This is a genomic window from Hyphomonas sp. (assembly GCF_965284475.1).
In the GTDB taxonomy this organism is placed as follows: domain Bacteria; phylum Pseudomonadota; class Alphaproteobacteria; order Caulobacterales; family Hyphomonadaceae; genus Hyphomonas.
Map to the genome: position 1 here is coordinate 255,514 of NZ_OZ260087.1, position 26,181 is coordinate 281,694.

At 61.3% G+C, this 26,181-nt stretch carries 22 protein-coding genes and 2 tRNA genes; 12 read left to right on the top strand and 12 right to left on the bottom strand.

Annotation, left to right across the window (positions count from 1 at the left end; all coding sequences use genetic code 11):
- Window positions 1–13: 13 nt before the first annotated feature.
- Together ACQ66M_RS01030 and ACQ66M_RS01035 are read left to right on the top strand one after the other, a co-directional pair.
- Window positions 14–322: an ETC complex I subunit gene (locus ACQ66M_RS01030; protein ID WP_350170299.1), complete on the top strand. Its 309-nt coding sequence runs from the start codon at window positions 14–16 to the stop codon at window positions 320–322.
- A gap of 17 nt (window positions 323–339) precedes the next feature.
- A tRNA-Arg gene (locus ACQ66M_RS01035) sits at window positions 340–416 on the top strand.
- Between the two features lie 44 nt (window positions 417–460).
- On the opposite strand, the gene ACQ66M_RS01040 is transcribed toward ACQ66M_RS01035, so the two are convergent.
- The 3 genes from ACQ66M_RS01040 to ACQ66M_RS01050 form a co-directional block, all read right to left on the bottom strand.
- Entirely contained in the window at window positions 461–3,589 is a 3,129-nt protein-coding gene (locus ACQ66M_RS01040; RefSeq protein ID WP_430401423.1) for an efflux RND transporter permease subunit, read from the bottom strand.
- A gap of 5 nt (window positions 3,590–3,594) precedes the next feature.
- The gene (locus ACQ66M_RS01045) at window positions 3,595–4,680 is read right to left on the bottom strand and encodes an efflux RND transporter periplasmic adaptor subunit (protein WP_430401424.1); all 1,086 of its coding nucleotides are present in this window, start codon (window positions 4,678–4,680) and stop codon (window positions 3,595–3,597) included.
- A 219-nt stretch (window positions 4,681–4,899) separates the two neighbouring features.
- Window positions 4,900–6,087 (bottom strand): CaiB/BaiF CoA transferase family protein, encoded by a 1,188-nt coding sequence (locus ACQ66M_RS01050; RefSeq protein ID WP_430401425.1) that lies wholly within the window; start codon window positions 6,085–6,087, stop codon window positions 4,900–4,902.
- A gap of 247 nt (window positions 6,088–6,334) precedes the next feature.
- Between ACQ66M_RS01050 and ACQ66M_RS01055 the strand changes: the two genes are divergently transcribed.
- From ACQ66M_RS01055 to ACQ66M_RS01070, 4 genes are all read left to right on the top strand, one after another.
- The gene (locus ACQ66M_RS01055) at window positions 6,335–7,315 is read left to right on the top strand and encodes an LLM class flavin-dependent oxidoreductase (RefSeq protein ID WP_430401426.1); all 981 of its coding nucleotides are present in this window, start codon (window positions 6,335–6,337) and stop codon (window positions 7,313–7,315) included.
- Between the two features lie 28 nt (window positions 7,316–7,343).
- Window positions 7,344–8,084, top strand: a complete 741-nt coding sequence (locus ACQ66M_RS01060; RefSeq protein WP_430401427.1) for an SDR family NAD(P)-dependent oxidoreductase — start codon at window positions 7,344–7,346, stop codon at window positions 8,082–8,084.
- Between the two features lie 234 nt (window positions 8,085–8,318).
- Window positions 8,319–9,809 carry a SulP family inorganic anion transporter gene (locus ACQ66M_RS01065; RefSeq protein ID WP_430401428.1) on the top strand — a complete coding sequence of 497 codons (1,491 nt, stop codon included), beginning with the start codon at window positions 8,319–8,321 and terminating at the stop codon, window positions 9,807–9,809.
- 13 nt (window positions 9,810–9,822) lie between these two features.
- Window positions 9,823–10,671 (top strand): universal stress protein, encoded by an 849-nt coding sequence (locus ACQ66M_RS01070; protein WP_430401429.1) that lies wholly within the window; start codon window positions 9,823–9,825, stop codon window positions 10,669–10,671.
- 264 nt (window positions 10,672–10,935) lie between these two features.
- Here ACQ66M_RS01070 and ACQ66M_RS01075 read toward each other — a convergent pair whose 3' ends face one another.
- The 5 genes from ACQ66M_RS01075 to ACQ66M_RS01095 all read right to left on the bottom strand — a co-directional run bounded on the left by ACQ66M_RS01075 (window position 10,936) and on the right by ACQ66M_RS01095 (window position 12,666).
- A complete protein-coding gene (locus ACQ66M_RS01075) occupies window positions 10,936–11,322 on the bottom strand; it encodes a type II toxin-antitoxin system VapC family toxin (protein WP_430401430.1) in 387 nt (128 codons plus the stop codon).
- A complete protein-coding gene (locus tag ACQ66M_RS01080) occupies window positions 11,319–11,567 on the bottom strand; it encodes a type II toxin-antitoxin system Phd/YefM family antitoxin (protein WP_045695538.1) in 249 nt (82 codons plus the stop codon). The genes ACQ66M_RS01075 and ACQ66M_RS01080 overlap by 4 nt, the downstream gene beginning before the upstream one ends.
- Before the next feature lie 56 nt (window positions 11,568–11,623).
- Window positions 11,624–11,776 (bottom strand): hypothetical protein, encoded by a 153-nt coding sequence (locus tag ACQ66M_RS01085; protein ID WP_430405201.1) that lies wholly within the window; start codon window positions 11,774–11,776, stop codon window positions 11,624–11,626.
- Window positions 11,777–11,799: 23 nt separating this feature from the next.
- On the bottom strand, window positions 11,800–12,498 hold the full coding sequence (locus tag ACQ66M_RS01090) for a tyrosine-type recombinase/integrase (RefSeq protein ID WP_430405203.1): 699 nt from the start codon (window positions 12,496–12,498) through the stop codon (window positions 11,800–11,802).
- A gap of 91 nt (window positions 12,499–12,589) precedes the next feature.
- A tRNA-Asp gene (locus ACQ66M_RS01095) sits at window positions 12,590–12,666 on the bottom strand.
- Window positions 12,667–12,828: 162 nt separating this feature from the next.
- On the opposite strand from ACQ66M_RS01095, the gene ACQ66M_RS01100 reads away from it, so the two are divergent.
- On the top strand, window positions 12,829–15,381 hold the full coding sequence (locus ACQ66M_RS01100; protein WP_430401431.1) for an AsmA family protein: 2,553 nt from the start codon (window positions 12,829–12,831) through the stop codon (window positions 15,379–15,381).
- A 15-nt stretch (window positions 15,382–15,396) separates the two neighbouring features.
- Here the strand turns inward: ACQ66M_RS01100 and ACQ66M_RS01105 are convergent, their stop codons facing one another.
- Window positions 15,397–16,092 (bottom strand): DUF6134 family protein, encoded by a 696-nt coding sequence (locus ACQ66M_RS01105; protein WP_430401432.1) that lies wholly within the window; start codon window positions 16,090–16,092, stop codon window positions 15,397–15,399.
- The gene (locus tag ACQ66M_RS01110) at window positions 16,089–16,616 is read right to left on the bottom strand and encodes a cupin domain-containing protein (protein WP_430401433.1); all 528 of its coding nucleotides are present in this window, start codon (window positions 16,614–16,616) and stop codon (window positions 16,089–16,091) included. Before ACQ66M_RS01110 ends, ACQ66M_RS01105 begins: the two co-directional genes overlap by 4 nt.
- 179 nt (window positions 16,617–16,795) lie before the next feature.
- Between ACQ66M_RS01110 and ACQ66M_RS01115 the strand changes: the two genes are divergently transcribed.
- The 4 genes from ACQ66M_RS01115 to ACQ66M_RS01130 are packed head-to-tail and all read left to right on the top strand — an operon-like array spanning window position 16,796 to window position 21,245.
- A complete protein-coding gene (locus ACQ66M_RS01115; protein WP_430401434.1) occupies window positions 16,796–17,800 on the top strand; it encodes a cysteine synthase A in 1,005 nt (334 codons plus the stop codon).
- A 4-nt stretch (window positions 17,801–17,804) separates the two neighbouring features.
- Window positions 17,805–18,647 (top strand): sulfurtransferase, encoded by an 843-nt coding sequence (locus tag ACQ66M_RS01120; protein WP_430401435.1) that lies wholly within the window; start codon window positions 17,805–17,807, stop codon window positions 18,645–18,647.
- The gene (gene metC / locus ACQ66M_RS01125; protein WP_430401436.1) at window positions 18,647–19,801 is read left to right on the top strand and encodes a cystathionine beta-lyase; all 1,155 of its coding nucleotides are present in this window, start codon (window positions 18,647–18,649) and stop codon (window positions 19,799–19,801) included. Before ACQ66M_RS01120 ends, metC begins: the two co-directional genes overlap by 1 nt.
- A gap of 7 nt (window positions 19,802–19,808) precedes the next feature.
- A complete protein-coding gene (locus ACQ66M_RS01130; RefSeq protein WP_430401437.1) occupies window positions 19,809–21,245 on the top strand; it encodes an SLC13 family permease in 1,437 nt (478 codons plus the stop codon).
- Window positions 21,246–21,506: 261 nt separating this feature from the next.
- Here the strand turns inward: ACQ66M_RS01130 and ACQ66M_RS01135 are convergent, their stop codons facing one another.
- Together ACQ66M_RS01135 and ACQ66M_RS01140 are read right to left on the bottom strand one after the other, a co-directional pair.
- Entirely contained in the window at window positions 21,507–22,520 is a 1,014-nt protein-coding gene (locus ACQ66M_RS01135; RefSeq protein ID WP_430405110.1) for an NADP-dependent oxidoreductase, read from the bottom strand.
- Window positions 22,521–22,569: 49 nt separating this feature from the next.
- A complete protein-coding gene (locus ACQ66M_RS01140; protein ID WP_430401438.1) occupies window positions 22,570–23,010 on the bottom strand; it encodes a hypothetical protein in 441 nt (146 codons plus the stop codon).
- 343 nt (window positions 23,011–23,353) lie between these two features.
- Between ACQ66M_RS01140 and polA the strand changes: the two genes are divergently transcribed.
- The gene (gene polA / locus ACQ66M_RS01145) at window positions 23,354–26,143 is read left to right on the top strand and encodes a DNA polymerase I (protein ID WP_430401439.1); all 2,790 of its coding nucleotides are present in this window, start codon (window positions 23,354–23,356) and stop codon (window positions 26,141–26,143) included.
- Window positions 26,144–26,181: the final 38 nt, after the last annotated feature.

Consider the following 26,181-nt stretch of genomic DNA (forward strand, 5'->3'; position numbering starts at 1 on the left):
ATGAGGCTGGCAGATGGAAGCGCGGATCTACAGACCCACCAAGAGCGCGATGACGTCCGGCCGGGGAAAGACCAGGGCCTGGGTGCTAGAATTCGTCAAACCCGGTGTCCGCCGCAGCGCAGATCCGCTGATGGGATGGACCAGCATCGACGATACGTCGGGCCAGGTTCGCCTCGAATTCGACACGCAGGAACAAGCCGTTGAATACGCCCAGCGCGAAGGCATGACATTCCGGGTTGAAGAAGCCCGCGAGCGCAAGCGGCTGGTCAAGACGTACAGCGAGAATTTCTCGTTTGACCGCAAGCAGCCCTGGACGCACTAAGGGCGCGTCACTGACCCGACCCCTTAGCTCAACTGGATAGAGCACCGGACTTCTAATCCGACGGTTGCAGGTTCAAGTCCTGCAGGGGTCGCCATCAGTTTGCCCGCTTTATCGTGCCGACTCCAGCTGAAAAGCCCCCTATTCGGCAGGAGCGCCAGCAAGATCAGCCTCTTCCGCTTCCTGCTCAAGCTTGCGTGCGACATCGCCGGGCGAGCCGGACCGGCGCGCAAGGAGCGCATAGGTGGTCGGCACGAACAGGACGGTGATGACGACCGCCGTGATGACGCCAAACAGGATGACGACACCGATCGCCTGACGGGTTTCCGCGCCAGCGCCGGCAGACAGGATGAGTGGAAGCGAACCGGCGGCCGTCGTCAGGCCGGTCATCACGATGGGCCGGAACCGTGCCAGTGCGGCCTCACGCAGCGCCTTGTCGAATTCCATGCCCTGGTCACGCAACTGGTTGGCAAACTCCACGATGAGAATGCCATTCTTGGCTGACAGGCCGACCAGCATGATGAGGCCGATCTGCGTATAGATGTTGATCGTGTTACCTGTCAGCCAGAGGCCAAGCAGGCCCCCTGCAATGGTCGCAGGCACGCAGAGCATGATGATGATGGGGTGTCGGTAGCTTTCGAACTGGGCGGCCAGCACAAGAAAGACGATCACCAGTCCGATCGCAAACACGAACATGATCGAGCTGCCGGATTCCCTGAATTCCAGTGACTGTCCCTTGAAGTCAATCTGCGCCTCGGCAGGCAGCACGTCCCGGGCGATGCGCTCCATGCCATCCAGCGCCTCGCCAAGCGATACGCCGGGCGCGAGCCCTGCTTCGATCGTGATCGACCTTACCCTGTTATAGCGATTGAGACTGGGGCTGTCGGCAATCGACTGGATCGTGGTCAGGCTGGACAGCGGTATCAACTCGCCGGATCGCGTTGACCGCACATAGATGTTCTGAATGTCGGTCGGAGAGTTCTGTTCGGAGCGCAGCCCTTCGAGGATGACATCATATTCTTCGCCATTGTCGGTATACGTCGTGACGCGGCGTGAGCCGAGCATGGTCTGCAATGTCGTACCAACCTCCGCCACGGTGACGCCGAGATCAGCGGCGCGTTCATAGTCGATGGCCACGCGGAACTGGGGCTGGGTCTCCTTGTAGTCCCAGTCGATATCGACCAGCCCGGGATTGTCGGCCTCCAGCGCCGCAACCAGCGTATCGCGCCATTCGGTCAACTGGTCATAGGACGGCCCGCCTATCACGAACTGGATTGGCTTTCCGCTGCCGCCTCCCAGCCCCTGCCGCATGATCGCAAAGGCGCGTATGCCTGGCAGATCCGAGAGATTTCCATTGATCTCGTTGATGATCGTGTCAGCCGGGCGCCGTTCGGCCCAGTCATTCAGCACAACGATGACAAAGCCCTCATTGAACCCGGCTGAGCCAAAGCCGGGCGCGCGGACGAGAAGGCGCTGCGCCTCACCCGACTCCGCATAGGGCAGCAACCTGCGCTCAATCTCGTCCATATAGGTGGACATGTATTCAAAGGACGCGCCCTCTTCACCCCTCACACTGATGAAGAAGCTGCCGCGATCCTCTCGCGGCACGTATTCCTCATTGATGTTCTGGAACAGCACGACTGCACCGCCAAATATGCCGATAAGGAAGACCGATACCAGGATCGGCCGATAGATGAGCCGGTCAAGTATCCACCCGTAGCCGGCCTTCAGGCGGGAAAACGCGCCGTCGATCACATAGGGCACGATCCGCAGGATGCCGGACGTCGCCTTTGGCTTGAGAAGCTTGGACGACAGCATTGGCACGAGCGTCAGCGACAGAAGACTCGAGAAGGCGACGGCCGCTGACATGGTCAGGGCAAACTCGGTGAACAGGCGCCCGACATTGCCCTCAAGGAATGTGATGGGGATGAAGACCGAGATCAGGACGAGCGTCGTCGCGATGACGGCAAAGCCGACCTGGCGCGCACCGCGATAGGACGCGACCAGAGGGGACTCGCCCAGCTCGTCCATGCGCCGATAGATATTCTCCAGAACCACAATGGCGTCATCGACCACCAGACCGATGGCGAGGACGAGGGCCAACAGGGTTAAAAGGTTGATCGAAAGACCGAGCGCAAACAGGACGATGAACGTCGAAAAGATGGAGATCGGAACGGTAATGGCCGGAACGATCGTCGAACGCAGGCTGCCGAGGAACAGGAAGATCACAAGCGTCACCAGCCCAACGGCGATGAACAGCGTATTGAAAACCTCGCGAATGGACGCGTCAATAAAGACGGATGAATCATAGCTGCGCGCGATGACCATTCCTTCGGGCAGCGTCTCGTTCAATCGGTCTGCGAGTTCGCGTGCCGCCTGCGCGACATCGACCGTATTCGCCGTTGACTGCTTGCTGATGCCCATCCCGACCATGGGAACACCATTGCCACGGAAAATATTGCGGTCTTCAGCGGTGCCCCGCTCCACGCGCGCAACATCCCCCAGCCGCACGAGGTAGCCGTCATCGCCCTGCGCGATGACCAGTCCGGCAAAATCCTGTGGTGTCCGGAAGGCCCGTTCAATGCGCACCGTATAGGTGCGCGTGTCTGATTCCAGGCTGCCGGCCGGGGCCTCGATATTCTCACTTCGCAAGGCGCGCTCGATGTCACTGATCGCGAGATTGCGCGATGCCAGGGCGCGCCGGTTGATCCAGACGCGCAATGCATAGTCGCGCGAACCGCCAACACGCACCCGCGCAACACCGTCGAGCGCCGAGAACCTGTCCACGAGATACCGGTCAGCATAATCCGAGAGTTCAGGCGTGGTCATATTTTCGCTGGCAAGATTCAGCCAGATGATAACGTCATCATTGGCATCCGCCTTCTCGATCTCGGGCGGGTCAGCTTCGGGAGGTAACTGATCGAGAACCCCGGAAACCCGGTCGCGAATGTCATTGGCTGCGGAATCAATATCCTGATCGATGCTGAATTCGATGCTGATACGTGATCGCCCATCGGTCGAATTGGAGTTTATGAACCTGATGCCTGAGACGCCGGCGATACGGTCCTCGATGACACGGGTGATGCGGCTCTCGATAACGTCAGCCGAGGCGCCGGGGTAACGCGTGTCGACGGACACGATTGGCGCGTCAATATCGGGATATTCCCGCAGGGGCAGGCGCTCATAAGCGACCAGCCCGAAAATGATCAGGATCAGGGACAGGACCGAAGCGAAGACTGGCCGCTTTACCGAGATGTCAGATAGCAGCATCCGGGCTACTGTGCATTCGCTGCGGCGCCGTTGCCGGATGATCCGCGCAACACGGCCGAGCGGTCACGCACGATCACCTCGGCCCCCTCGCGCACGCGAATGGCACCTTCGGTAATAATGCGGTCACCAGCCTGGAGGCCCGACAGGACCTCAACGCTGGCGTTCTGGCGAAGGCCGATCTGGATCTTGTGCTGGCGCGCAACAATCTTGCCGCCTTCCTCTTCCGCCAGGAACACGAAATTATCGGGGCCTAATGGCTGGATGGCGCCTTCAGGAATGGCCAGCGCCGTACGCGGATCGGCCATAATGGTCACCCGCATGAACATGCCCGCTTTCAGGGTCTGGTCGGGATTCGGCAGGATTGCGCGCACACGAACCGACCGCGTGACGGGGTCGATCGTATTGTCGACGCTGTCGATGACACCGGAGAAGGTCATGCCCTCGATGTCTGCGGTTGACGCCGTGACTTTGACGCCCGGTTTCAGCGAAGCCAGGAATGTCGATGGCACCGAAAAGTCGAGTTTCATTTCACTGTCATCGACCAGGGTGGCAACAACGTCTCCCGGGCGCACATAGGTGCCGACGCTGACCATGCGAAAGCCAAGGACACCTGCAAATGGCGCGATGAGAACGCGGTCTTTCTGGCGAACCTGAACAGCCCGCAACTGGGCCGTGGCATTGTCGAGATCGCGCCGTGCCGCATCAAGCACCGTCTGCGCGACGGCATCCTGCGCTGAAAGCTGCTGTGCGCGCTCAAACTGGCGCCGGGCCTCATCGGCATTGGCTTCGGCCGCTTCGACCAAGGCCACCTGTTCACGCTGCGCCAGCGACAGAAGCGTCTTGCCGGCAGGCACACGCTCACCATCATCAAAATAGATGGCGGTCACCCTGTCGGCGACATTCAGCGTCAGTTCGACGCGTTCATTGGCCATGAGTGTGCCGAGGGCTTCGATGCGCATTGCGAAATCCTGTTCGGCGACCTCGGCGACAAACACGCTCGCAGGCGCCCGGCCCTGCGCTGCAGACGGCAAAGCGACGCCCAGCATGGCTGCCAGCCCGGCGACCAAGGCGAGAAGTCGGAAACGTTTCAAGCCTGTCGCAGGATTTGCCATACAAGAGCCTTCTGGTGTTACGGAAACACCCGTTCAACCAAGACGAATGCCGTGCCGATGCGTGTCAGGAAATAACCCTGCTTTTCCAGATAGGTCGGTTTGCAGGAAAGCCAATTCTGATCTCAGGCGCAAGTATAGCAAGAAAATGCCAACGCCCTTATAACGATGACGATAAGTTTACCTGAAAATTGGTGCGGATCAGGCCTTTTGGCCGGATCTGGTCATGCTGGGCAGGCCCAGTTCCGCAAGAACCGCGTCGGTTTGCTCTCCTATGAGCGGCGCGGGGGATATTGCGCGAGCATCCTGGCCTCGAAATATGACGGGCGGTTGTGTTTCCCAATAGTCGCCTTCCGTCGGATGCGTTCGCTTCTGAAAGAAACCGACGGCCTGAAGATGGGGATCGTCGCGCAATTCACCGATATCGTTGACACGCGCAGCGGGAATGTCTGCCTCGGTGAAGGCATCCAGCCAGAATTGGGTCGGCTTCCGGACCAGATAGGCCTGAACGCGCTCCATCATATAGGGCATGTTGTGATAGCGGCCACGACGGTCGTTCAAACGCTCATCCTGCAGCTCCTGCGGGGCTTCCAGCACGTCGAAAAGCCGAATCCAGCGCGCATCGACATAAGGTGCAATGGTCATCCAGCCATCGGCCGTCTGCAGGGGCTGCCGGGATGGATCAACCTGGCGCTGGTAGCAGACTGGGCCGTTGGGCGGATCGAAAGTCTCACCGTAAAGATGCTCTTCGAGCAGGAAGTGCGTGACGCATTCCAGCATGGGCACTTCCACATGCACGGCCTCACCCGTCCGGTCGCGCTGGCGCAAGGCTGCCAGTGTCGCGTACACGGCATGCAGGCCTGACACCTTGTCCGCGATCGCCATGGGCAGGAAACGCGGCGCAGGATTTCCATCCACACGCGGCAGCAGGCTGGCTGTGCCGGACAGACCCTGGATCAGATCATCATAGGCTGGCCGACCGGCATAGGGGCCACCGGACCCGAAGCCCGTGCAGTGGACGTAGACAATGTCAGGCTTGATCGCCTTGACCTCGTCAAAGGTAAGACCGATGCGGGCGACGGCATCTTCCCGCACATTATGAATAAAGACGTCACTTTTCTGAATCAGCTTTGTGATGGCCGTCTTGCCCTCATCTGTTTTCAGGTCCCATACGACCGACCGCTTGCCCCGGTTGATCGTCAGGTGGCACGGGCCCATGCCGCGCGTGTTCACAGGCTTGCCGACATTGCGGAAATCATCGCCTGCCGCAGGCTCAACCTTGATGACATCGGCCCCCATGTCCGCAAGCGTTTGCGTGCAATAGGGACCAAAAATCACCGTCGTCATGTCGGCGATACGGATGTCGGAAAGCACGTTTGTGCCGGGCATGGCGGGCTCCGCTTCATTAGCTCTTGTGGCGCCTCGCAAGGCAGAATGGCCCTTTGGTAAGGGGTTCCAAAATTCATATCAATGTGAATTGGCGGCGTCCCGACGTTGGCCCCGCGTCAACAAAGAAGGTTCCGCAGGGTCAATTTACCGGGGCTTTTGACTTCGCCTGAATTGATGCCCAAGTGGTAAGAGAGCGTGCACCCGAACCGAACATGCGGATCGCGGCCACGCAGCCCTGGAGCCGCACATGCCATTATTGTCCATTCTCGATCTTGTCCGCGTCACACAGGACGCGGATGCGCGCACGGCCATGGACAATGCGCGTGACCTGGCCGCCCATGCCGAAACCTGGGACTATAATCGCATCTGGATTGCCGAGCACCACAACATGGCCGGCATCGCCAGCGCCGCGACATCACTGGTGATCGCCCACATTGCGGCGGGATCGAAAAAGATCCGGGTCGGCGCCGGCGGCATCATGTTGCCCAACCATTCCCCCATCGTGATTGCCGAGCAGTTCGGAACCCTGGAGCGGCTGTTTCCCGGAAGGATCGACCTCGGGCTCGGCCGTGCGCCCGGCACGGACCAGATCACCATCCGCGCGCTGCGGACAACGGCCGAGGCCTCCGAACGGTTTCCGCAGGACGTCATGGAGCTTCAGGCTTTCCTTGGCCCTCTCCAGCCCGGCCAGCGTGTCCAGGCCGTGCCGGCTGCCGGTACAAATGTGCCGCTATGGATTCTCGGCTCCAGCCATTTTGGCGCGATGCTCGCGGCTGAACTGGGCCTGCCCTACGCGTTCGCTTCGCATTTCGCCCCGGCTCACCTGATGTCGGCGCTGCAGATCTATCGCAGCCGGTTCAAGCCATCGGAGCAATTGACAAAGCCTTACGCGATGGTCGGCGTGAACATCATCGCAGCGGATACGGACGCAGAAGCCGAAAGGCTGGCGACGACGCAGAAGATGTCCTTTGCCAATCTGCTGCGCGGCACACGCATGCTCAGCCAGCCACCCATTGACGATATCGACACCTATTGGAGCGCTTCGGAAAAAGCGCAGGCACAGAACATGCTGGCCCGGTCGATTGTCGGATCACCGGACACCGTACGCGCCGGGATCGCGGCCCTGACGGAAGAAACCGGGGCCGACGAACTGATCATTGTGTCTGATGTCTATGATCACAAGGCACGGCTTCGCTCGTTCGAGCTCATAGCCTCAACGCAACACTAGCAAAACAAGAACAAGATGAGGGAACAGGATGGCACAGAATGATACCGACTTCAGCGGGAAACGCGTCCTGGTGGTCGGCGGATCCAGCGGCATCGGCAATGGCATCGCCCATGGGTTCCGCACGCGCGGAGCTGAGGTGCATGTCTGGGGCACACGCGCCAAGGCGAGCGACTATGACCCAGCAGATGGCAGCGACCTCGACGGCCTGACATACCAGCAAGTGGATGTCGGCGACCCGGACGCCATCGCGGCGGCACACGCCGGCTTCGACGCGCTCGACACGCTCGTGCTCTGCCAGGGTACGGTTGTCTACAAACGTGGTGAGTTCGAGCGCGAAGGCTGGGACCGCGTGATGGCCGTCAATCTCGACAGCCTGATGCACTGTGCCCGGAGGATGAAGCCGATGCTCGCAAAGGCTCAGGGGTCCGTCATCATCGTCAGTTCGATTTCGGGATATTCGGCCAATGTCGGCAATCCGGCCTATGCCGCATCAAAAGCAGGCGCCATCAGCCTGACCAAGACGCTCGGCCAGGCCTGGGCGTCGGAAGGCATTCGCGTGAACGGTCTCGCACCAGGACTGGTCGACACCAAGCTGACAAAGGTGACGACGGAGAACCCCAAGCGGCTGGAAGGCGCGCTGCGGGCGATTCCGGTCGGACGCATGGGCCTGCCCGGCGATATGGCCGGTGCCGCAATCTTCCTGGCGAGCCCTCTGGCGTCCTATGTATGCGGGCAGACACTCATCGTGGACGGCGGCCTCTCGCTTTAGGCCCGCGCCGGGAAAACCTGTCTTACGCAGGCTGGCCAGAGCGGCCTCCTTGCGGACCAGCCATGCCGCATGTTTTGCCTTGCCATCTGCGGCAGCCCACATTACCACGCCCTCGTGCTGCGCTGCAGCATGCTGCTGGACGTGTCCGGTCTAATTCACCGAAAACTGGTTGTGTTTACAGGCGAGGCGCGTCGAGCGGGCCGCGGACACGCATTGCACGAGGATCCTGTCGCGATGGCGATTCCAACACTGACATCCTTGCGAGAGACCTGGGCCTTCAACATCCGTGGCGACCTGCTCGCCGGACTTGTCGTCGCGCTTGCGCTCATCCCCGAAGCGATTGCTTTCTCGATCATTGCGGGCGTCGACCCCAAGGTCGGGCTCTATGCTTCCTTCTCCATTGCTGTCATCACAGCGTTCGCTGGCGGCCGGCCGGGCATGATCTCGGCGGCGACCGCAGCAACCGCCGTTCTGATGGTCACCCTGGTCAAGGATCATGGCCTGCAATACCTGCTGGCAACGACGGTTCTGGCGGGCCTTTTACAGATCGGCGCGGGCTATCTGAAACTCGGACGGCTGATGCGCTTTGTGTCGCGCTCGGTGCTGACAGGTTTCGTCAACGCGCTCGCCATCCTGATCTTCATGGCGCAGATACCGGAACTGATCGGCGTGCCCTGGCTCACCTATCCGATGGTCGCTGCGGGCCTCGCAATCATCTACCTATTCCCTTACATCACGAAGGCCATCCCATCGCCACTGATCTGCATCATTGCACTGACAGCCGTGGCCATTGGCTTCGGGCTTGATGTTCGAACGGTCGGCGACATGGGCGCGCTGCCCGATACGCTGCCGGTCTTTCTCCTGCCCGACATTCCGCTGACCTTTGAAACCCTGCAGATCATTTTCCCCTATGCGCTGGCTGTCGCCATCGTCGGTCTGCTTGAATCGCTGATGACGGCGTCGATTGTTGACGAACTCACCGACACGCCGAGCGACCGCAACCGTGAATGCATCGGCCAGGGTGTCGCCAATACCGTCACGGGCTTCTTCGGCGGCATGGCAGGCTGCGCGATGATCGGCCAGTCGATCATCAACATCAAGTCCGGTGGACGCGGACGCCTGTCGACCCTGTCGGCCGGCGTCTTCCTGCTGGCAATGATCCTTCTGATCGGTGACTGGGTGAGCCGCATCCCGATGGCCGCGCTCGTCGCGATCATGATCATGGTGTCAATCGGCACATTCAGCTGGTCGTCGATCAAGGCGCTGCGCGTGCATCCGCGTAGTTCCTCGCTTGTCATGCTGGCAACCGTTGCCGGCGTGATCATCAGCCACAATCTCGCCATCGGCGTCCTGATCGGGGTCCTGCTCTCGGGTGTTTTCTTTGCCGGAAAGATCTCGCAGATTTTCCGGATCACATCCGAGCTCACGGAGGATGGCCGCAAGCGCATCTACCGGATCGAAGGCCAGCTGTTCTTTGCATCCGTGGAAGCGTTCAATGCAGCCTTTGACCTGAAAGAGGCACTTGATGAGGTCGTGATCGATGTCAGCGCCGCCCATATCTGGGATATATCCAGTGTGGCCGCGCTCGACATGATCGTGCTGAAGTTCCGACGGGAAGGTGCCAGGGTCGAACTCATCGGCCTCAACGAGGCGAGCGAGACCATCGTTGACAAGCTTGCCCTGCATGACAAGCCGGGCGCACTCGACAAATTGCTGTCGCATTAGGGAGACTGACCAGATGACCCATATACTCGCCCTGATCGACGGATCGGTCTACACGCACAGCGTTTGCGACCATGCTGCCTGGGCAGCCCGCCAGTATGGCGGCGACATCGAATTGCTTCACGTCCTCAGCCAGAAGAGATCAGGCTCACTGCCGTCTGACCTGTCCGGCGCGATCGGCCTTGGTGCGCGCTCGACGTTGCTGGCAGACCTCGCCAGCCATGATGCGGCGACTGCACGCCTGGCCAAGGAACGCGGCCGCGCCATTCTGGATGCCGCGCAGTCACGCCTGGAAGAAGAGGGCATCACCGATGTCAGCCTCGCCCTGCGCCACGGGGAAATCGCCGAAACGCTGACCAAGCGCGCGGGCGATCTCGTCATCATGGGCAAGCGTGGTGAAGGCGCCGATTTCGACAGGCTGCACCTCGGCTCGAACCTCGAACGCGTCGTCCGCTCGGTCAACCGCCCGGTCCTCGTGGCAAGCCGCGCCTTCAAGCCCATCGAGACCGCTGTCTTCGCCTTCGATGATGGCGTCAGCGCACGCAAGGCCCTGGCCAGCCTGACCACGAATCCCCTGACGGATCGTCTGAAAATAATCGTCCTGACAATTGGTGCGGAAGAGTCCGAACACGCCGGCGCTGCCCAGAAGGCCGCAGACGCCCTTGTCGCGGCTGGCTACAAGGCTGAGACACGGATCCGGCAGGGGCACGCCGAAAAGGTCATTACAGAGGAAGTCGAGTCATCGGGCGCAGACCTGCTCATCATGGGCGCCTATGGCCATTCCCGCATCCGCTCCATGATCATCGGGTCGACCACCACGTCGATGATCCGGTCCTGCCTGATCCCGCTATTGCTGTTCCGGTAATACGATCTGGGGCTGTTCGGTTGAGGTCCTGCAGCGAAGCTGGTTACCTTTAGCGATTCAAAATCATTGGTCGAGGCTTCCACCGAAGGAATGATCCTGACCGGCTGTTTAGGGGGCGAATCCTTTCTTTCCGCCGGCCGAAAGTTGAGTTCTGGCCAGCCCGAAGGCGCGCCTTTTGAGGCGCGATCGATAATTTCTATGAAGGACGGCGTGCAAATCCGCTCGGTCTGGATCTGAAAAAAATAAGCCCCGCCGGGATGCGCTCTAGACCTTCCGGACCGATCCGGGATAGGAGGCGACGAAATCGTCCGATGTCAGGAGCAATAGCCCTTCTTCGTTCGCCTGCGCCACAAGAAGGCGGTCGAAGGGGTCCTTGTGGATCGCTGGCAAGGCCGCGACAGCAATCGCATGGTCGCTGGTGATAACGAGTTCGTGCCAATCATTGTCGAGGAGCCCGCGGCGCAGCAAGCGCGGGTCAACGATGAAGTCGTCGCGCCCCAGAGAGCCCTTGATCGTAATCTCCCACAGGCTCGCAGCGCTGAAATAAACGGTGTTTTTCTCGTCTTCCAGATAGCGCCGCGCATCCGGAGAGAGCCGGTCTGGCTCCCCCGCAGCCCACAGAATCAGATGGGTGTCGACAAGCAGGTTCATTGCGCGCCGCCGAAGAGGGTTTCAATCTCTTCCCGGCCCATGTCGTCGAAATCGTCAGGAACCTTGATGGCGCCCGACAGGAATCCAAGCCGCTTCCGGTCTGCGCCAAGCGGTGCATCGAGCGCAACCACCTTGACCAGAGCCTTGCCTGCTTTGGCGATGATGAAACTTTCGCCTTTAGCGGCGGCGTCGACAAGCCGCGACAGATGCGTCTTGGCTTCGTGAATATTCACAGTTACGGTCATTTTTCACCAATCCTATAGACTTAGTTTACAGAACTTAGTCTATCGTTCGCCGATATTCAAGCAGAATCCTTCCACGGATCAGCCTTTTCCGTCTGCGCCCGCCAGAGTTCGGCGATCCAGCTCCGATCGAGACCGCGCTCGCCAAAGAGGGCGTCGCACAGCCTTCGCCATCTTGCCCGTGAGGGCGTCTCTTTGAATTCGCCGGCCATGGATGCATTTTGGGATTGGCGCGTCACTCAATGTCTTGCGCCCCAGGCTGACGCTGGAGGTTGTGTATACAGCCTCCGGAACCCAGCCATAATGTGGCAATGCGGTTTCGAACGACACATAGCTCTCCGGCATGAGGGCCTGCCCGTCTGGCCGCCTCAAGAGAGATGCCCACCAGGGGGATATCCCGCTCAGACGTATCCGCTTTCACTTCCCGGTCCGTGCGGGCCCTGATCGAGATGTAGGGCACGGGCCCGTCGATATGGAAGTCTTCGACACGCAGGTTGATGATCTCGCTGGGCCTGCACCCTGTCTCGATCAGCATCATTGTGATGAGCTGCAATTCCGGGCGCCATTTGCGTGTTGCCCCAGGCGCAATAACTTTTGTCCTGACCCATTCACTTGAATAGGGTGGCACTTCGGTGCGCGCCTTTGCTTTGAAATGCATGTTCCGGAATGGATTTGACCGCTCCTCTTCTCCAACATGTTTGAAATAGTCGGCATAAAGCGAGCGGATGTTTCCGATGTGGCGATTGGCCGTGTTGGGCGCGACGGGCGAGACGTTCCCGTCTCTGGGTTTGACCTGCTTTGCCCAGTGCTGCTGGTATTTCAGCGCGATCTCGCGCGTGATGTCTTCCAGGGCGATGTCGCCGGCAAAATCGATGAAGTACTGGATCGATGTCCGCTTGGTCTTCTCCCACAAATTGGTCCCAATCTGGTCCACAATTTCCGGCCATTTCAGGCAAAGAAAAGCAAGCGAATCCGAAAAATTCGTTTGTTTTCAATGTCTTGTGTGAAGTCCATTTCATAGGAAATGGCGCGAGTGACGGGACTTGAACCCGCGACCTCCGGCGTGACAGGCCGGCACTCTAACCGACTGAGCTACACCCGCGTATTTCTTCTGCCGCATCGCGGCGAGCCGTCTCCTTAGTCAAGCGGACAAAGGCGGTCAAGCGAGGAACGTCAGGCCAGACGCGATTATATGCTTTTCAAGCGTCATTCATCGGTCACAATGTCGAATTACGAGTGGAATCGACGGAATCTGGACCATCTCATGAAACGCATACTTCTCATCCTCGCTGGTATCTTTGGCTTGCTCGTGGTGGCGGCACTGGTCGTGCCCTTCCTCGTGCCCAAGGATGTCTACAAGGCCCAGATCGAGAAGGCCGCAACCGGGGCCCTACAGCGAGACGTGACACTCACCGGTGCAGTGAAGATTTCCGTGTTTCCCCGCATTGCAGCGAGCGTCGGCGGCGTGACCGTGGCCAATCCTGAAGGGTTTGACCGACCTTACATGATAGAGGCCGGTGAATTGCGCGGATCGGTCAAATGGCTGCCGCTGCTGTCAGGGCGCGTCGACGTGCAGGAAATTTCCTTCGTTGATGCAAAGGTTGACCTGCACAAGCTGGCCGATGGCACGTCGAACTGGGAATTTGGCGCGAAGAAGTCGGAGCCTGATGCGGATACAGGCGAGGCTGGCGTCGGCTTTGATGCGGGTGTCGCGTCTGCAAGGCTGAGGAATGCCAGCCTGACCTATCGCGATGACGCCTCGGGCGCGTCTTATGACCTCAAGGAACTGGACATGCAGGCGTCCCTGCAGTCGCTTGACCAGCCTCTGGATCTGGAAGCATCCGGCCTGATTCAGGGTGAGACCTTCGACATGGTTCTTCGGCTTGATTCACCCAATGCCCTGTCCGCTGGCGCACCAGCCAATGCGAATTTCGCGCTGGAATCATCGCTCGGCGATGCCAGCTATGAAGGCGGCGTGACGCTGGGTGACGCACCCTCCCTCTCCGGCGCGTTTACGGCGGGGTCAGACGCCCTCGGGAAATTGGTGGCGTTCACTGGCACTGAGCTGGCAATGGACGTCACCCAGCTCGGCAAACTGGACACCAGGGGCACCGTCTCCGGTGATCTGACAGCACCCGCAATCACATTCGAGACGCTGACGCTGAAGGGCGCTTTGATCGACGCCAATTATACCGGCGGCGTAAAGATCGGCGAGGCGATCAGCCTAGACGGCAGTTTTGCGGCGACCCTTCCGCTGGCGGGTGACCTGGCAACACAGTTGGGCATCGACCTCCCGGCCAGTGACGCGCTGGAACGCGTGGAAATCAAGGGCGCGCTGAACGGTGCACTGGACGCCTTGAAACTCAGCGCACTCGACGTGAAACACACGGGCGCGCTGCTGAACGCGACATATGCCGGTGAGGTTGGGCTTGGCGGTGACGGGCGCGTCAATGGCCGTCTGACGGCCTCCAGCGATGAACTGCGCGCCTTGCTGAAGGCAGCAGATGTCGAAATGGCGCCCGGCGAAACGCTCAAGGCATTCGACGTCAAAAGCGCAGTTGCCGGCAGCTTCAAGACGCTGTCCCTGACTGACCTGACGATGACCCTGGACGGCATCACCGGCGCGGGTACAGCCGGCGTGGACCTTTCGGGCGAGCGACCAAAGCTGACGGGAAACCTTGCAATGGGCCCGCTCGACCTGTCGCCATTCCTTGGCGAAGGCAACCAGGCCGAAAAACCGAAACAGGCGGGCACGGGCTGGAGCAAGGAACCACTTGATCTTGGCGGCCTGAACGCCCTCGACGCCGATGTGCAGATCACGACCAGCGCTCTGACAATCGGCAAGGTGAAGCTCACAGATGCGGCCTTGTCGACCCGGCTGGACAAGGGCGTTCTTGCGGCGGACCTGTCACGTTTCAAGGCGTTCGGAGGCGATTGGAACGGCAAGCTGGGTGTCAATGCGCGAGGCGAGACGCCTGCCCTGGATTTCACGATGAATGGCAGCGGGGTGGGCATGTCGAGCCTGCTGGGCACGCTTGCCGGTTTTGACAAGCTCACCGGCACAGGTGGTTTCACGGTGACGGGTGCCGCGTCGGGCAACTCAATGAATGACATCATGAATGCACTGGACGGCAAGGTGACGACGAACCTGTCCGATGGCGCGCTGAAAGGGCTGAACGTGGCGCAGCTGGTCCGGAGCGCGTCGTCTCTCCAGCAGGCGCTGACATCCGGAAATCTGGCCAGCCTCGATGTCTCGCAGGCCCTGTCGCCATCGGCAGAAACCGACTTTTCGCGTTTCGACACGGTTCTCACCATTACTGATGGTGTGGCCAATGTGGACCTGATGAAGCTGATCAACCCGGTGCTGGGCATTGACGGTTCGGGCAAGATCAATCTCGGCGGTCAGGCGCTGGACCTCCGGCTGGCAACCAGTATCGACAAGGCTGGCACAGGGTCGGGAAGCGTTGTTCAATTGAACGGAATCCCGGTACCGGTGCGTGTTTCGGGGACGTGGAGCAATCTGAAAGTGTCGCCGGATACGTCAGGTATTCAGGCCGCGCTGAAGGCCGAACTGGGCAACAAGCTGAAGGACCAGCTTGGTGGTGAAGCCGGCGCCATTCTCGGGAATGTGCTGGGTGTTCCAGCGACACCGGACAAGACGGGCGCGCCGGACAGTGCGGACCCTGCGACCGCGCAGCCGGAGGAGACGGCACCCGTCACGCTGGAGGATGCAGCCGAGGAAGCCGCCCGCAATGCGCTCGGCGACCTGTTTGGCAACAAGAAGAAGAAAGAACCGGCGCCCGCCGAACCGGAATAGAGCCGGGAACGCCCCCTAGTAGTATTGGGTTAGCGCGTATTCGATCTGCTGGCCGCGGGCCTCGAAGGCGAGTTTGACCCAGCGCCCCTGGTCATCGTACCAGAGGTCTACATCTATATCCGAATCCATCATATAGCGGCGGGCATCGACTGCCTGGCCGCCAACCATGACTGTGTCAGCGCCCTTGTCCTCGACATTGACCTTGATCAATTCACCATCCTCGGTGGAGAGCAATTGCGTCGCTTCCGTCTGGGCAATGTTCCAGTGGCTGGATGGCAGTATGCCCAGGGGCACGGCGCCTGAATATTCGGTCCCCTTTACCTGAAGCGTCTCGCCATCGCGCGACGCCTCAACGGATCCGTCCTTGCCGCTATCATCGACAGCGCCTGTCAGGCCAACCAGCTGGCCCTGTTTCCAGGTTTCAGTGGCATCCAGCTCATACTTGAACACGGTGATTGGCCCCAGGCCGGCCTTCAATCGCACGCCGGTCGTCGCGGTCAGCGTGCCGTCTGCGGCGAGATCGAATGCTACGGAATGGCTGCCAAAAGGTTTGCCATTGCGCAGGACATCGAAGCGGATCTCGTCACCGTCTTTCGGTGTCCAGACCGGCGGCGGCGGCGCAGAGGCAGCATTTGGGGTCGGCGCCGTATCGGCAAGCGCCGGAATGGCGAGAAGGGCCAGCGAGAGGGTTGTCAGCGTGTGGCGGATCATCGGAACAGGTTCCAGAGTGGGTGGCTGGTTTCAGCGACGAAACAGATACAGGTCTCATCACCAACGGCGGCTGGCTTGTGGCGCTTGCCGGGCTCTCCCAGAACGATATCACCGCGGGAATACACGCCATGTCCATCACTGAAACGCCCCTGGAGCACAACGGTTGCCTCCAGTGCACCGTGACCGTGGGCGGGGGCGGACTGCCCGGGGTCCAGACGCATGAATTTTGCCCCGCGCGTCCGGGTGTTTGCGTAGGAAACGCCCGAGATCCCCCGCTTCCAGTCAATCGCGCCATCCGCCATCGAGACCAGGTCCTCGGCAGTCTCCTTCAACCGTTCCTGCCGGCGACGCCGGGCAACACGGGCGCTGACTGTTGCGACCTGTCGCGGGTCACGCTCAAGGAACGCACCGCCGACAATCGACCATATCTGGTCTTGTTCTGCCCCTGAAGGGCTGAGCATCAGGTGCATGTCTGCTGCCAGCGCCAGCGCGTCCGCGTGGTTGCCGGCGGCATGGTCCATCATGAAGGATGCGTAGGATTCCTGCCTATTCAAACGGTGATTCCAGTTCGGTCTTCGTGTTACATCACCTCGTCTACGGTTCACGGTTTCATCTGGATCACTTTGGATGTGGCTGTTGTGCATTGGCGCGCCGCACCCTAGCTTGGCCTGATCCGCTCCCCCAACTGAACCGGACTGACTGCATGACCATTCACCGCTCCGTCATTGACCTGATCGGCAATACTCCCCTCCTCCGCCTCAACGCCATATCGGATGAAACCGGATGTGAAATCCTCGGCAAGTGCGAGTTCCTGAACCCCGGACAGTCGGTCAAGGACCGGCCAGCCCTGGGCATTGTGCGCGATGCCGAGGCCGCAGGCCTGCTGAAGCCGGGCGGCACGATTGTCGAGGGCACGGCGGGCAATACGGGGATCGGCCTGGCCCTTGTCGGCGCCGCGCTTGGCTATCGCGTGGTCATCGTCATGCCGCGCACACAGAGCCCGGAGAAGAAGGACGCCATCCGCCTGCTGGGCGCAGAGCTGATCGAAGTTGACGCGGTGCCCTACGCCAATTCCAACAATTACATCAAGTTTTCCGGTCGCCTCGCGGAAGACCTCGCCAAGTCGGAAGCGAATGGCGCGATCTGGGCGAACCAGTTCGACAATACGTCAAACCGCAAGGCCCATTTTGATACGACCGGACAGGAAATCTGGAACCAGACGGATGGCAAGCTGGACGGTTTCATTTGCGCTGTCGGGTCGGGCGGCACGCTCGGGGGCGTTTCGATGGCCCTGAAGGAAAAGCGCAAATCCATTCAGATCGGTCTCGCTGACCCCGGCGGCGCCGCGATGTACGAATACTTCAAGAATGGTGAATTGAAATCAGAGGGCACGTCGATCACCGAAGGCATCGGACAGGGACGCATTACGGCGAACCTTGAGGGCATCGAGGTCGACCGTGCCTATCGGTGCACCGATACCGAAGCGCTCAATGTCCTGTTCGACCTCGTCCAGAAGGAAGGCCTCTGTCTTGGCGGATCGGCCGGGATCAATGTGGCTGGCGCCGCCAAGATGGCACGCGACATGGGGCCGGGCCACACAATCGTGACGATTCTGTGCGATTATGGCAATCGTTACCAATCGAAACTGTACAATCCGGAATTCCTGAAATCGAAGGATCTGCCGGTGCCGCCGTGGATGGAGACATAACCAGATGGAATCGGGTGACCCGCTCGTCAGTGCAGACTGGCTGATCAACAATATCGTCGCGCCGGATGTCCGCATCCTGGATGCGACCTATTTTGCCGATTTCACCAATCCGCCGGAAACCGGTCGCCAGGCATGGTCGCGCGGCCACATTCCCGGCGCCGTGCATTTCGATATCGACGAGATCGCAGATACGTCCTCTGACCTGCCGCACATGCTGCCGGACTCCGTCAAGTTCTCGGCCCGTATCCGCAAGCTGGGCGTGGGGGATGGCAACCGGATCATCGTATATGACCAGAACCGGTTTTTCGCGTCGGCCCGCGTCTGGTGGATGCTGCGAGTGATGGGACATACCGACGTGCGCGTGCTCGATGGCGGGCTGCATGCCTGGGTCGCGGCCGGCGGAGAGCTGGAAGACCTGCCGCCGGTGGTGAGCGAGCGCCACTTCACGCCGCGGGTGCGCACCGATCTGGTCATGGATGCCGACGGACTGGAAAAGCTGGTCGGAACGGCGCGTATGACTATCGTGGATTCCCGGCCTGATGGACGCTTTTTCGGCCGTGATCCCGAACCGCGCAAAGGGCTGGCGTCGGGGCATATACCCGGCAGCGTCAACCTGCCGGGCAGTGCATTGATCACGGAAGACGGCCACATGAAAACTGCCGACAAGCTGGCCCGGCTGTTCAAGGATCCGAAAGCCCCAACCGTGACGACGTGCGGCTCTGGCGTCACCGCAGCGATTGCGGCGCTGGCGCTGGCGCGCCTCGGCAACTGGGACGTGGCAGTCTATGACGGCTCGTGGACCGAATGGGCGTCCGATCCATCCCGCCCGGTTGCGACGAGCGCCTGATGAAACAGAAGGAAACCCGCCTGATTCATACCCGCAAGGAGCGGCTTGGACGGGTGACGGTGAACCCACCGGTTGAACGTGCATCCACCGTGCTGTTTTCGACCGAAGAAGCGCTCTACGGCCCGAAGCCGACCTATGGCCGGATGGGACTGACGGTACACCGCGAGCTGGAAGCGGCCATGTGCGAGCTGGAGGGCGCGACCTATACGCGCCTCGCGGCCAATGGGCTGCAGGCCTGCGCGCTGGCCATCGCAAGCACGGTGCGCGCGGGCGACCATTTGCTGTTCCCCGACTGTTCGTATGGCCCCACGGCCCGGTTCTGCGAGCGGCGGCTGCCGGCGATGGGGGTCAAGACATCGCGCTTTGATCCGCGCATCGGCGCAGGCATTGGGGACCTGGTTCAGGACAATACGAAAGCCATCTTCCTGGAATCGCCCGGCTCTCTCACATTCGAAGTCTGCGACACACCGGCCATTGTTGAGATTGCAAAGGCGCGCGGCATTCACACGATCATGGACAATACCTGGGGTGCGGGCCTGCATCACCAGCCGCTGGCGCTTGGCGTTGACCTGTCCGTGCAGGCGCTGACGAAATATGTATCGGGGCATTCCGATGCGTTTGGCGGCGCGGTGATGACCGGCACGCCGGGCATGGCCGGGCGTCTTGAGGCTGTGTCCGAAGACTGGGGCATCGGCCTGTCTCCGGACGATGCCTTTCTGTGCCTGCGCGGCCTGCGGACCCTGAAGACCAGGCTAAAGGCGCACGAAGCGGCAGGGCTGGCCGTGTCGGAATGGCTGGCGGCGCGGGACGAAGTGGCCGAGGTGCTGAACCCGGCTTTGCCCACCCATCCGGACCACGCACTGTGGGCGCGCGACTTCAGCGGATCGAACGGCTTGTTCGGTATCGTGCTCAATCCTGTGGATGATGAAGCCTTCGCGCGCTTTCTGGACGCATTGCACCTTTTTGCCATGGGCTTTTCCTGGGGCGGCTTTGAAAGCCTGATCATTCCATGCGACCCGCAGCTGACGCGCACGAAGGGCAGCTGGACCGACAGCAAGGCGGGCCGCCTGTTGCGCGTGCATGTGGGACTGGAGGCGGTGGACGATCTTGTTGCCGATCTCGCGAACGGGTTTGCGGCCATGACGGGGAAATGAACGAAGCATGGGGGTGAAACAAGTCGGACTGGTTCTGGGCCCTGCCCTGGCGGGACTCATGCTGCTGGTCGGTGTGCCGGACGGATTAAGCTTCGCCGCCTGGGCCACCGGGGCGCTGATGGTGCTGATGGCGACCTGGTGGGCGACCGAGGCGATACCGATCCCGGCCACATCGCTGCTGCCGCTGGTCGTGCTGCCCCTCATCGACGCCGGTACACCGCGACAGGTCGGCGCAGACTATGCGAACTATATCGTCCTGCTTCTGCTGGGCGGCTTCATCATCGCGATGGGGATCGAACGCTGGGACCTGCACAAGCGTATCGCGCTGAATGTGATTTCCCGCGTGGGTGCGCAGCCGAAGGCGCTGATCTTCGGCTTCATGCTGGCCACCGCCCTTCTGTCCATGTGGATTTCGAATTCCGCAACGACCCTGATGATGATGCCGATTGCCTTGTCGGCCGCCCAGACGCTGGACGACAGGAGCGGGCGCTTTGCGACCGCGCTGCTGCTGGGCATCTGTTACGCCGCATCCATTGGCGGTGTGGCAACGCCGATCGGAACGCCGACCAACCTGATCGCGATCAACTGGTTGCAGGTCGAGGCTGGCGGCAATATCGGCTTCCCGCAATGGATGGCCTTTGGTGTGCCGGCCGCGGCCGTCCTGGTGCCGGTGGCCTGGTGGTCACTCACGCGCACCTTGCCGAAAATGGGTGGCGGACAGGATGTGCTCGATCGGGTGCGGCATGACAAGCACGCGCTGGGCCGCATGACGCCGCCGGAAAAGCGGGCCGCAATCGTGTTCGGATGCGTCGCCCTGCTCTGGGTTTCGCGGCTGTGGACGGTGGACCTGCTGGAAAGCGCAGGCTGGGGAACGCTTGGCGCGTATGGCGGCGCCGAGGTGGATATGATGATTGCCATGGCGGGCGCGGTCGTGATGTTCCTGGTGCCCGCTGGCGGCGGCGAGAAGCGCATGCTGCTGACATGGGACGAGGCCGAGCGGCTGCCCTGGGGCGTTCTGGTGCTGTTTGGTGGCGGCATCGCGCTGGGCAATGCCATTTCGCGCACGGGCCTGTCGGAATGGCTGGGGCAGCAATTGTCAATCCTGTCGACCTTCCCGCCGATCCTGTTCATTGCCGTGGTTGCGGCACTGGTGATTTTCCTGACCGAGCTGACCAGCAATGTCGCAACCATGACGACACTTGCCCCCATTCTGGGCGCACTGGCGGTCGCGGTGGGCATGGCACCTGAAAGCCTGCTCGGGCCGGCAGCCGTGGCAGCCTCCTGCGCATTCATGCTGCCCGTAGCGACCGCGCCGAACGCGATTGTTTATTCGACGGGGCACGTGCCGATCCAGGACATGATCCGCCGCGGCCTGCGGGTGAACCTTATCGGCATCGTTGTGATTACGCTGATCGGCTACTTCATCGCACCTCTGGTGCTCTGACCGCGCGCAGTCCCCCCACTCGAGGGGTGAGAAGAGTGGGGGGACACCGCTGCGGGCCAGGGGGAGGGTTTGGAGGTACCAACAGCGGGAACGCAAACAGTCCGTGATGCCGGACAGGCGGGAAGTCCTGACCGGAATCACTTGGGTTCAACGCGCATCTGGGCATGACCCGTCGCGGAACAAGCGATGTTTAGGATGACATTTTCGTCATTTACCAGCCGCCGCGTCCTGCTGCGGCTGCAACAGGACGCGGCGAGAAGCTCAGTTCGGCTCGTCCGAGACCTGGACGACCAGCTTTCCGAGATTCTTGCCTTCGAACAGGCGCGACAGGCTGGAGGGCGCGTTCTCGAGGCCGCGCACCACGTCTGTCTCGAACTTCAGCTTTCCCTCCATCAGCCACTGGGCCATCTGCTGGATGCCTTCGGCAAAGCGTGGGTAATAGTCGATGACGATGAAGCCCTTCACCAGTGTCCGGCGCATCAGCAGATTGTCGAAATTGTACGGCCCCGGCACAGGCTCTGTGGCGTTATAGGTCGAGATCAGTCCGCATAGCGGCATGCGCGAGAAATCGTTCAGGCGGGCGATGACGGTGTCCATGATCTTGCCGCCAACGTTTTCAAAGTTGATGTCGATACCGTCGGGGCAATGCCTGTCGAGCGCGGCGCCGAGATCTTCGGTCTTGTAATTGATGGCCGCATCAAAGCCGGCCGTCTCGACCAGCCATTTGCACTTCTCGTCCGAGCCAGCAATGCCGACGACGCGGCAGCCCTGGATCTTGGCGATCTGGCCGACCATGGAACCGACGGCACCAGCGGCAGCGGACACGACGACGGTTTCGCCCGCCTTCGGCTTGGCAATGTCCATCAGGCCGAAATAGGCCGTCATGCCGGTTGCCCCGAGGGGGCCCATGAAAGCAGTGAGGGGTACGCCGGGAAGCTGGGGCATCTTTGCGAGGCTCGCGCCGGGCAGCGTATTGTAGAGCGACCAGTGGGCGAGGCCGGTATTGACGATATCGCCGGCCGCAAGCCCGTCAAAGCGGCTTTCGGTCACGAGGCTGAGGCCGCCGCCCCGCATGGGTTCGCCAAGGCCGACCGGCGGGAGATAGGCATCCTTGTCGCTCATCCATATCCGGTTGGTCGGGTCGAGCGAGAGATAGATGGTGCGTGCGCGCACCTCGCCATCCTTCAGGGGCGCGAGCGGCGCCTCGACCAGTTCAAGGTCGCTCTCTTTCACATCTCCGACGGGCCGCGCGCGCAGCACCCAGGTCTTGTTCATCTCTGTCATCGCTTTCTCCCGTTTTCAAGGAAGCTACGACGAAACAGGTTCAGCGCAAGACATCCCGCCGCGACATCCACCCGGCGTAGACCGCCAGCAGCAGTGCGATCAGGATGATAATGGCGCTCATAACGCCGGCGCCTTCCATGCGGGGGGCGTCGGCGTCGAGCATTCCGACAAGCATGCTGATTGCGGCGGCAAGGAAGGATGCGCCGAACAGCGGGACTGCGAGTTTCCTGCGGAGCAACAAGAGGACGCTGCCGAAGAATCCGCCGAACACGCCAATCACCCACAGCGCCCAGACCCACATTGGCATGGCGAACCAGTAATCGAGCATTTCCTGCGGATAGGGCTCAAGATAGGCGGCATTGCGGGTGGCCGTCATCGTGAAGTCGAAACAGCCAAACCCGTTCCAGAGCAGGCTGAGGACGCCAACCACCCACAGGTGCCAGGGCGTTTTTGTTTGGGTTTGGTCTGAAGTGTCTGTCATGTCTGAGCCCTCCCAAGCTTCGCTTGGGCGAGAATACTCCAAAATGGGACACGGGGGAACGCCTGCACCGGAAACAGGATCGCGGGGGGGGACGCGTCCGGTTGCCTTTACGGATCGGGCGGGCAGGAAGCAGACCGCGTTGACATGGGCTGGTGTAACAGGGTTTGGGGTCGCGATTACCCGTCCTGCCCGAAAGCCTGCGCCGCGCATGCTGGCCATGACTCTTCGCCACTATTCAGACGACCGGCATATAATTCACCGGTTTGACCTGTGTCGGATAAGCAGCGGGTGACGGGCCCGCCGCGAGGCGCTAAACCTGCGGCCTGCAAAGGATTCCCTGCTCATGGCCACTGCCCCCGTTACCAAGGACAGCCACCTCTATCTGGTGGACGCGAGCGCCTATATCTTCCGCGCCTTCCATGCCCTGCCCCCGCTTACGCGCGCGTCTGACGGCCTGCCCATCGGCGCCGTGTCCGGCTTCTGCAACATGCTGTTCAAGCTGCTGGAGGAAGTAAAGGGGCCCCAACGGCCGACGCATTTTGCCTGCATCTTCGACGCGTCGTCCCACACGTTCCGCAATGAGATGTACGACCTCTACAAGGCGAACCGGTCCGAGCCGCCCGAAGAGCTGCGCCCACAATTTCCACTGGTGCGGCGCGCCGCGATTGCCTTTGCCGCCCATGCGCTGGAGCTGGAGGGCTATGAGGCCGATGACCTTATCGCCACCTATGCGCGCCAGGCCGAGGCCAAGGGCGCGCGCGTGACCATCGTTTCGTCGGACAAGGACCTGATGCAGCTCGTGTCGGACCGCGTCGTGATGCTCGACACGATGAAGAACAAGACAATGGGCATAGACGCGGTGTTCGAGAAGTTCGGCGTGGCACCTGACCGCGTGGTCGACGTGCAGTCACTCGCCGGTGACAGCGTCGACAATGTGCCGGGCGCGCCGGGCATCGGCATCAAGACAGCCGCGCAGCTGATCAATGAGTATGGCGACGTCGAAACGCTGCTGGAACGCGCGGGCGAGATCAAGCAGCCGAAGCGGCGCGAGAGCCTGATCGAAAATGCCGATCAGGTGCGCCTGTCGAAACAGCTGGTGATGCTGAAGGATGATGTGCCAGTGACGCTGGAACTGGAAGGGCTGGCCGTGGCCGATCCGGACCCGGACACGCTGATCGCCTTCCTTGAGGAAATGGAGTTCCGGACGATTACGCGGCGTGTGCGAGAAATGATGGAACTTGAAGGCGCCATTGAGGCCGCCTCGCCCGCCGAAGCGCCGATTGACCGGACGCAATATGAGTGCGTTCGCGATTTCGAGCGGCTGGAGGAATGGGTCGCGCGGGCCACGGCGCAGGGCCATGTCGCGGTGGATACCGAGACCGACAGCCTCGATTCCGTGGCCGCCAATCTTGTCGGCGTTTCGCTGGCACTTTCGCCCGGCGAGGCGTGCTACATTCCGCTGGCGCATAAAGACCCGAACGGCGCGGGCGATGGCGACATGTTCGGCGCCGATCCGCCACGCCAGATACGGATGAAGGATGCGATGCGCGCGCTGAAGCCGATGCTGGAGGATCCGTCGGTCCTCAAGATCGGCCAGAACATCAAGTATGATGACAGTGTCTTCGCAACGCAGGGCATTCGCGTGACGCCGATTGATGACACGATGCTGCTGTCCTATGTGCTGAATGCCGGCAGGCATGGCCATGGCATGGACACGCTGTCGGAGCGCTATCTCGGCCATTCGCCGATTGCGTTCAAGGAGGTCGCCGGCACCGGCAAGCAACAGGTCAGCTTTGACCGCGTGGCGCTGGACAAGGCCACCGAGTATGCTGCCGAAGACGCCGATGTGACACTGCGCCTGTGGCAGACATTCAAGCCAAAACTGCATGCGGAGAAAGTGACGACCGTTTATGAAACGCTGGAGCGGCCACTGGTGCCTGTTCTGGCCGAGATGGAGCGGCACGGCATCAAGGTGGACCGGGACCAGCTCTCGCGCCTGTCGGCAGACTTCTCGCAACGCATGGCCGCGCTGGAATCCGAGGCCGAGGAACAGGCGGGGCGCGCCTTCAATATCGGGAGCCCGAAACAGCTTGGCGAGATCCTGTTCGACGAGATGGCCCTGCCCGGCGGCAAGAAGACCAAGACCGGCGCCTGGGTGACCGACGCCGATGTGCTGGAAGGCCTAGCGGCGGAAGGCCACCCGCTGCCCCGCACGATTGTCGACTGGCGCACGCTGTCCAAGCTACGGTCGACCTATACCGAGGCGCTCCAGGCGGCGATCAACCCGAAGACGGGCCGCGTTCACACGAGCTTTGCCATGGCTGTCGCGCAGACGGGGCGGCTCTCATCATCCGACCCGAACCTGCAGAACATCCCGGTGCGGACGGAAGAGGGCCGCAAGATAAGGCAGGCCTTCATTGCCGACGAAGGCAATGTTCTGGTGAGTGCGGACTATAGCCAGATCGAGCTGCGCATCCTGGCGCACATTGCCGATATTCCGGCGCTGAAAGAAGCGTTCCGCGAGGGCCTCGACATTCACGCCATGACGGCCAGCGAGATGTTCGGCGTGCCGATCGAGGGCATGGACCCGATGGTCCGCCGGCAGGCCAAGGCGATCAATTTCGGCATCATCTATGGCATTTCCGGCTTCGGCCTCGCGCGCCAGCTCGGCATCCCGCAGGGCGAGGCATCCGAGTATATCAAGACCTATTTCAAGCGCTTTCCCGGCATCCGCGCCTATATGGACGCGACCAAGGATTTCGCGAAGGAAACCGGCTACGTGCAGACCGCGTTCGGGCGGAAGATCCATCTCGAAGCGATCAAGTCCAAGGGTCCGGCCAAGGCCTTTGCCGAGCGCCAGGCGATCAATGCGCCGATCCAGGGTAGCGCGGCGGACGTGATCAAGCGTGCAATGATCCGCATGCCGGAGGCGCTGGCCAGGACGGGCCTGAAGGCGCGCATGCTGCTGCAGGTGCATGACGAACTTGTGTTCGAATGCCCGGAGGCCGAGGCCGATACACTGATCAGGGTGGCGCAGGACACGATGCAGGGCGCGGCCATGCCGGCCCTGAACCTGTCTGTGCCGCTGGTGGTGGAGGCGCGCGCGGCGAAGAACTGGGCCGAGGCGCACTAGGGCAGGTCGGGGTGGTCCCTGCGAAGCGATAACCCACT

What these genes read in the sequence shown, in the direction of transcription:
- metC (WP_430401436.1), top strand. Translation starts at nt 18,647, where the DNA reads ATGAAACAGAAGGAAACCCGCCTGATTCATACCCGCAAGGAGCGGCTT.
- polA (WP_430401439.1), top strand. Translation starts at nt 23,354, where the DNA reads ATGGCCACTGCCCCCGTTACCAAGGACAGCCACCTCTATCTGGTGGAC.
- ACQ66M_RS01135 (WP_430405110.1), bottom strand. Translation starts at nt 22,520, where the DNA reads ATGAACAAGACCTGGGTGCTGCGCGCGCGGCCCGTCGGAGATGTGAAA.
- ACQ66M_RS01030 (WP_350170299.1), top strand. Translation starts at nt 14, where the DNA reads ATGGAAGCGCGGATCTACAGACCCACCAAGAGCGCGATGACGTCCGGC.
- ACQ66M_RS01075 (WP_430401430.1), bottom strand. Translation starts at nt 11,322, where the DNA reads ATGAACCTGCTTGTCGACACCCATCTGATTCTGTGGGCTGCGGGGGAG.
- ACQ66M_RS01055 (WP_430401426.1), top strand. Translation starts at nt 6,335, where the DNA reads ATGCCATTATTGTCCATTCTCGATCTTGTCCGCGTCACACAGGACGCG.
- ACQ66M_RS01105 (WP_430401432.1), bottom strand. Translation starts at nt 16,092, where the DNA reads ATGATCCGCCACACGCTGACAACCCTCTCGCTGGCCCTTCTCGCCATT.
- ACQ66M_RS01120 (WP_430401435.1), top strand. Translation starts at nt 17,805, where the DNA reads ATGGAATCGGGTGACCCGCTCGTCAGTGCAGACTGGCTGATCAACAAT.
- ACQ66M_RS01115 (WP_430401434.1), top strand. Translation starts at nt 16,796, where the DNA reads ATGACCATTCACCGCTCCGTCATTGACCTGATCGGCAATACTCCCCTC.
- ACQ66M_RS01085 (WP_430405201.1), bottom strand. Translation starts at nt 11,776, where the DNA reads ATGGCCGGCGAATTCAAAGAGACGCCCTCACGGGCAAGATGGCGAAGG.
- ACQ66M_RS01110 (WP_430401433.1), bottom strand. Translation starts at nt 16,616, where the DNA reads ATGATGGACCATGCCGCCGGCAACCACGCGGACGCGCTGGCGCTGGCA.
- ACQ66M_RS01140 (WP_430401438.1), bottom strand. Translation starts at nt 23,010, where the DNA reads ATGACAGACACTTCAGACCAAACCCAAACAAAAACGCCCTGGCACCTG.
- ACQ66M_RS01065 (WP_430401428.1), top strand. Translation starts at nt 8,319, where the DNA reads ATGGCGATTCCAACACTGACATCCTTGCGAGAGACCTGGGCCTTCAAC.
- ACQ66M_RS01060 (WP_430401427.1), top strand. Translation starts at nt 7,344, where the DNA reads ATGGCACAGAATGATACCGACTTCAGCGGGAAACGCGTCCTGGTGGTC.
- ACQ66M_RS01130 (WP_430401437.1), top strand. Translation starts at nt 19,809, where the DNA reads ATGGGGGTGAAACAAGTCGGACTGGTTCTGGGCCCTGCCCTGGCGGGA.
- ACQ66M_RS01040 (WP_430401423.1), bottom strand. Translation starts at nt 3,589, where the DNA reads ATGCTGCTATCTGACATCTCGGTAAAGCGGCCAGTCTTCGCTTCGGTC.
- ACQ66M_RS01070 (WP_430401429.1), top strand. Translation starts at nt 9,823, where the DNA reads ATGACCCATATACTCGCCCTGATCGACGGATCGGTCTACACGCACAGC.
- ACQ66M_RS01100 (WP_430401431.1), top strand. Translation starts at nt 12,829, where the DNA reads ATGAAACGCATACTTCTCATCCTCGCTGGTATCTTTGGCTTGCTCGTG.
- ACQ66M_RS01050 (WP_430401425.1), bottom strand. Translation starts at nt 6,087, where the DNA reads ATGCCCGGCACAAACGTGCTTTCCGACATCCGTATCGCCGACATGACG.
- ACQ66M_RS01080 (WP_045695538.1), bottom strand. Translation starts at nt 11,567, where the DNA reads ATGACCGTAACTGTGAATATTCACGAAGCCAAGACGCATCTGTCGCGG.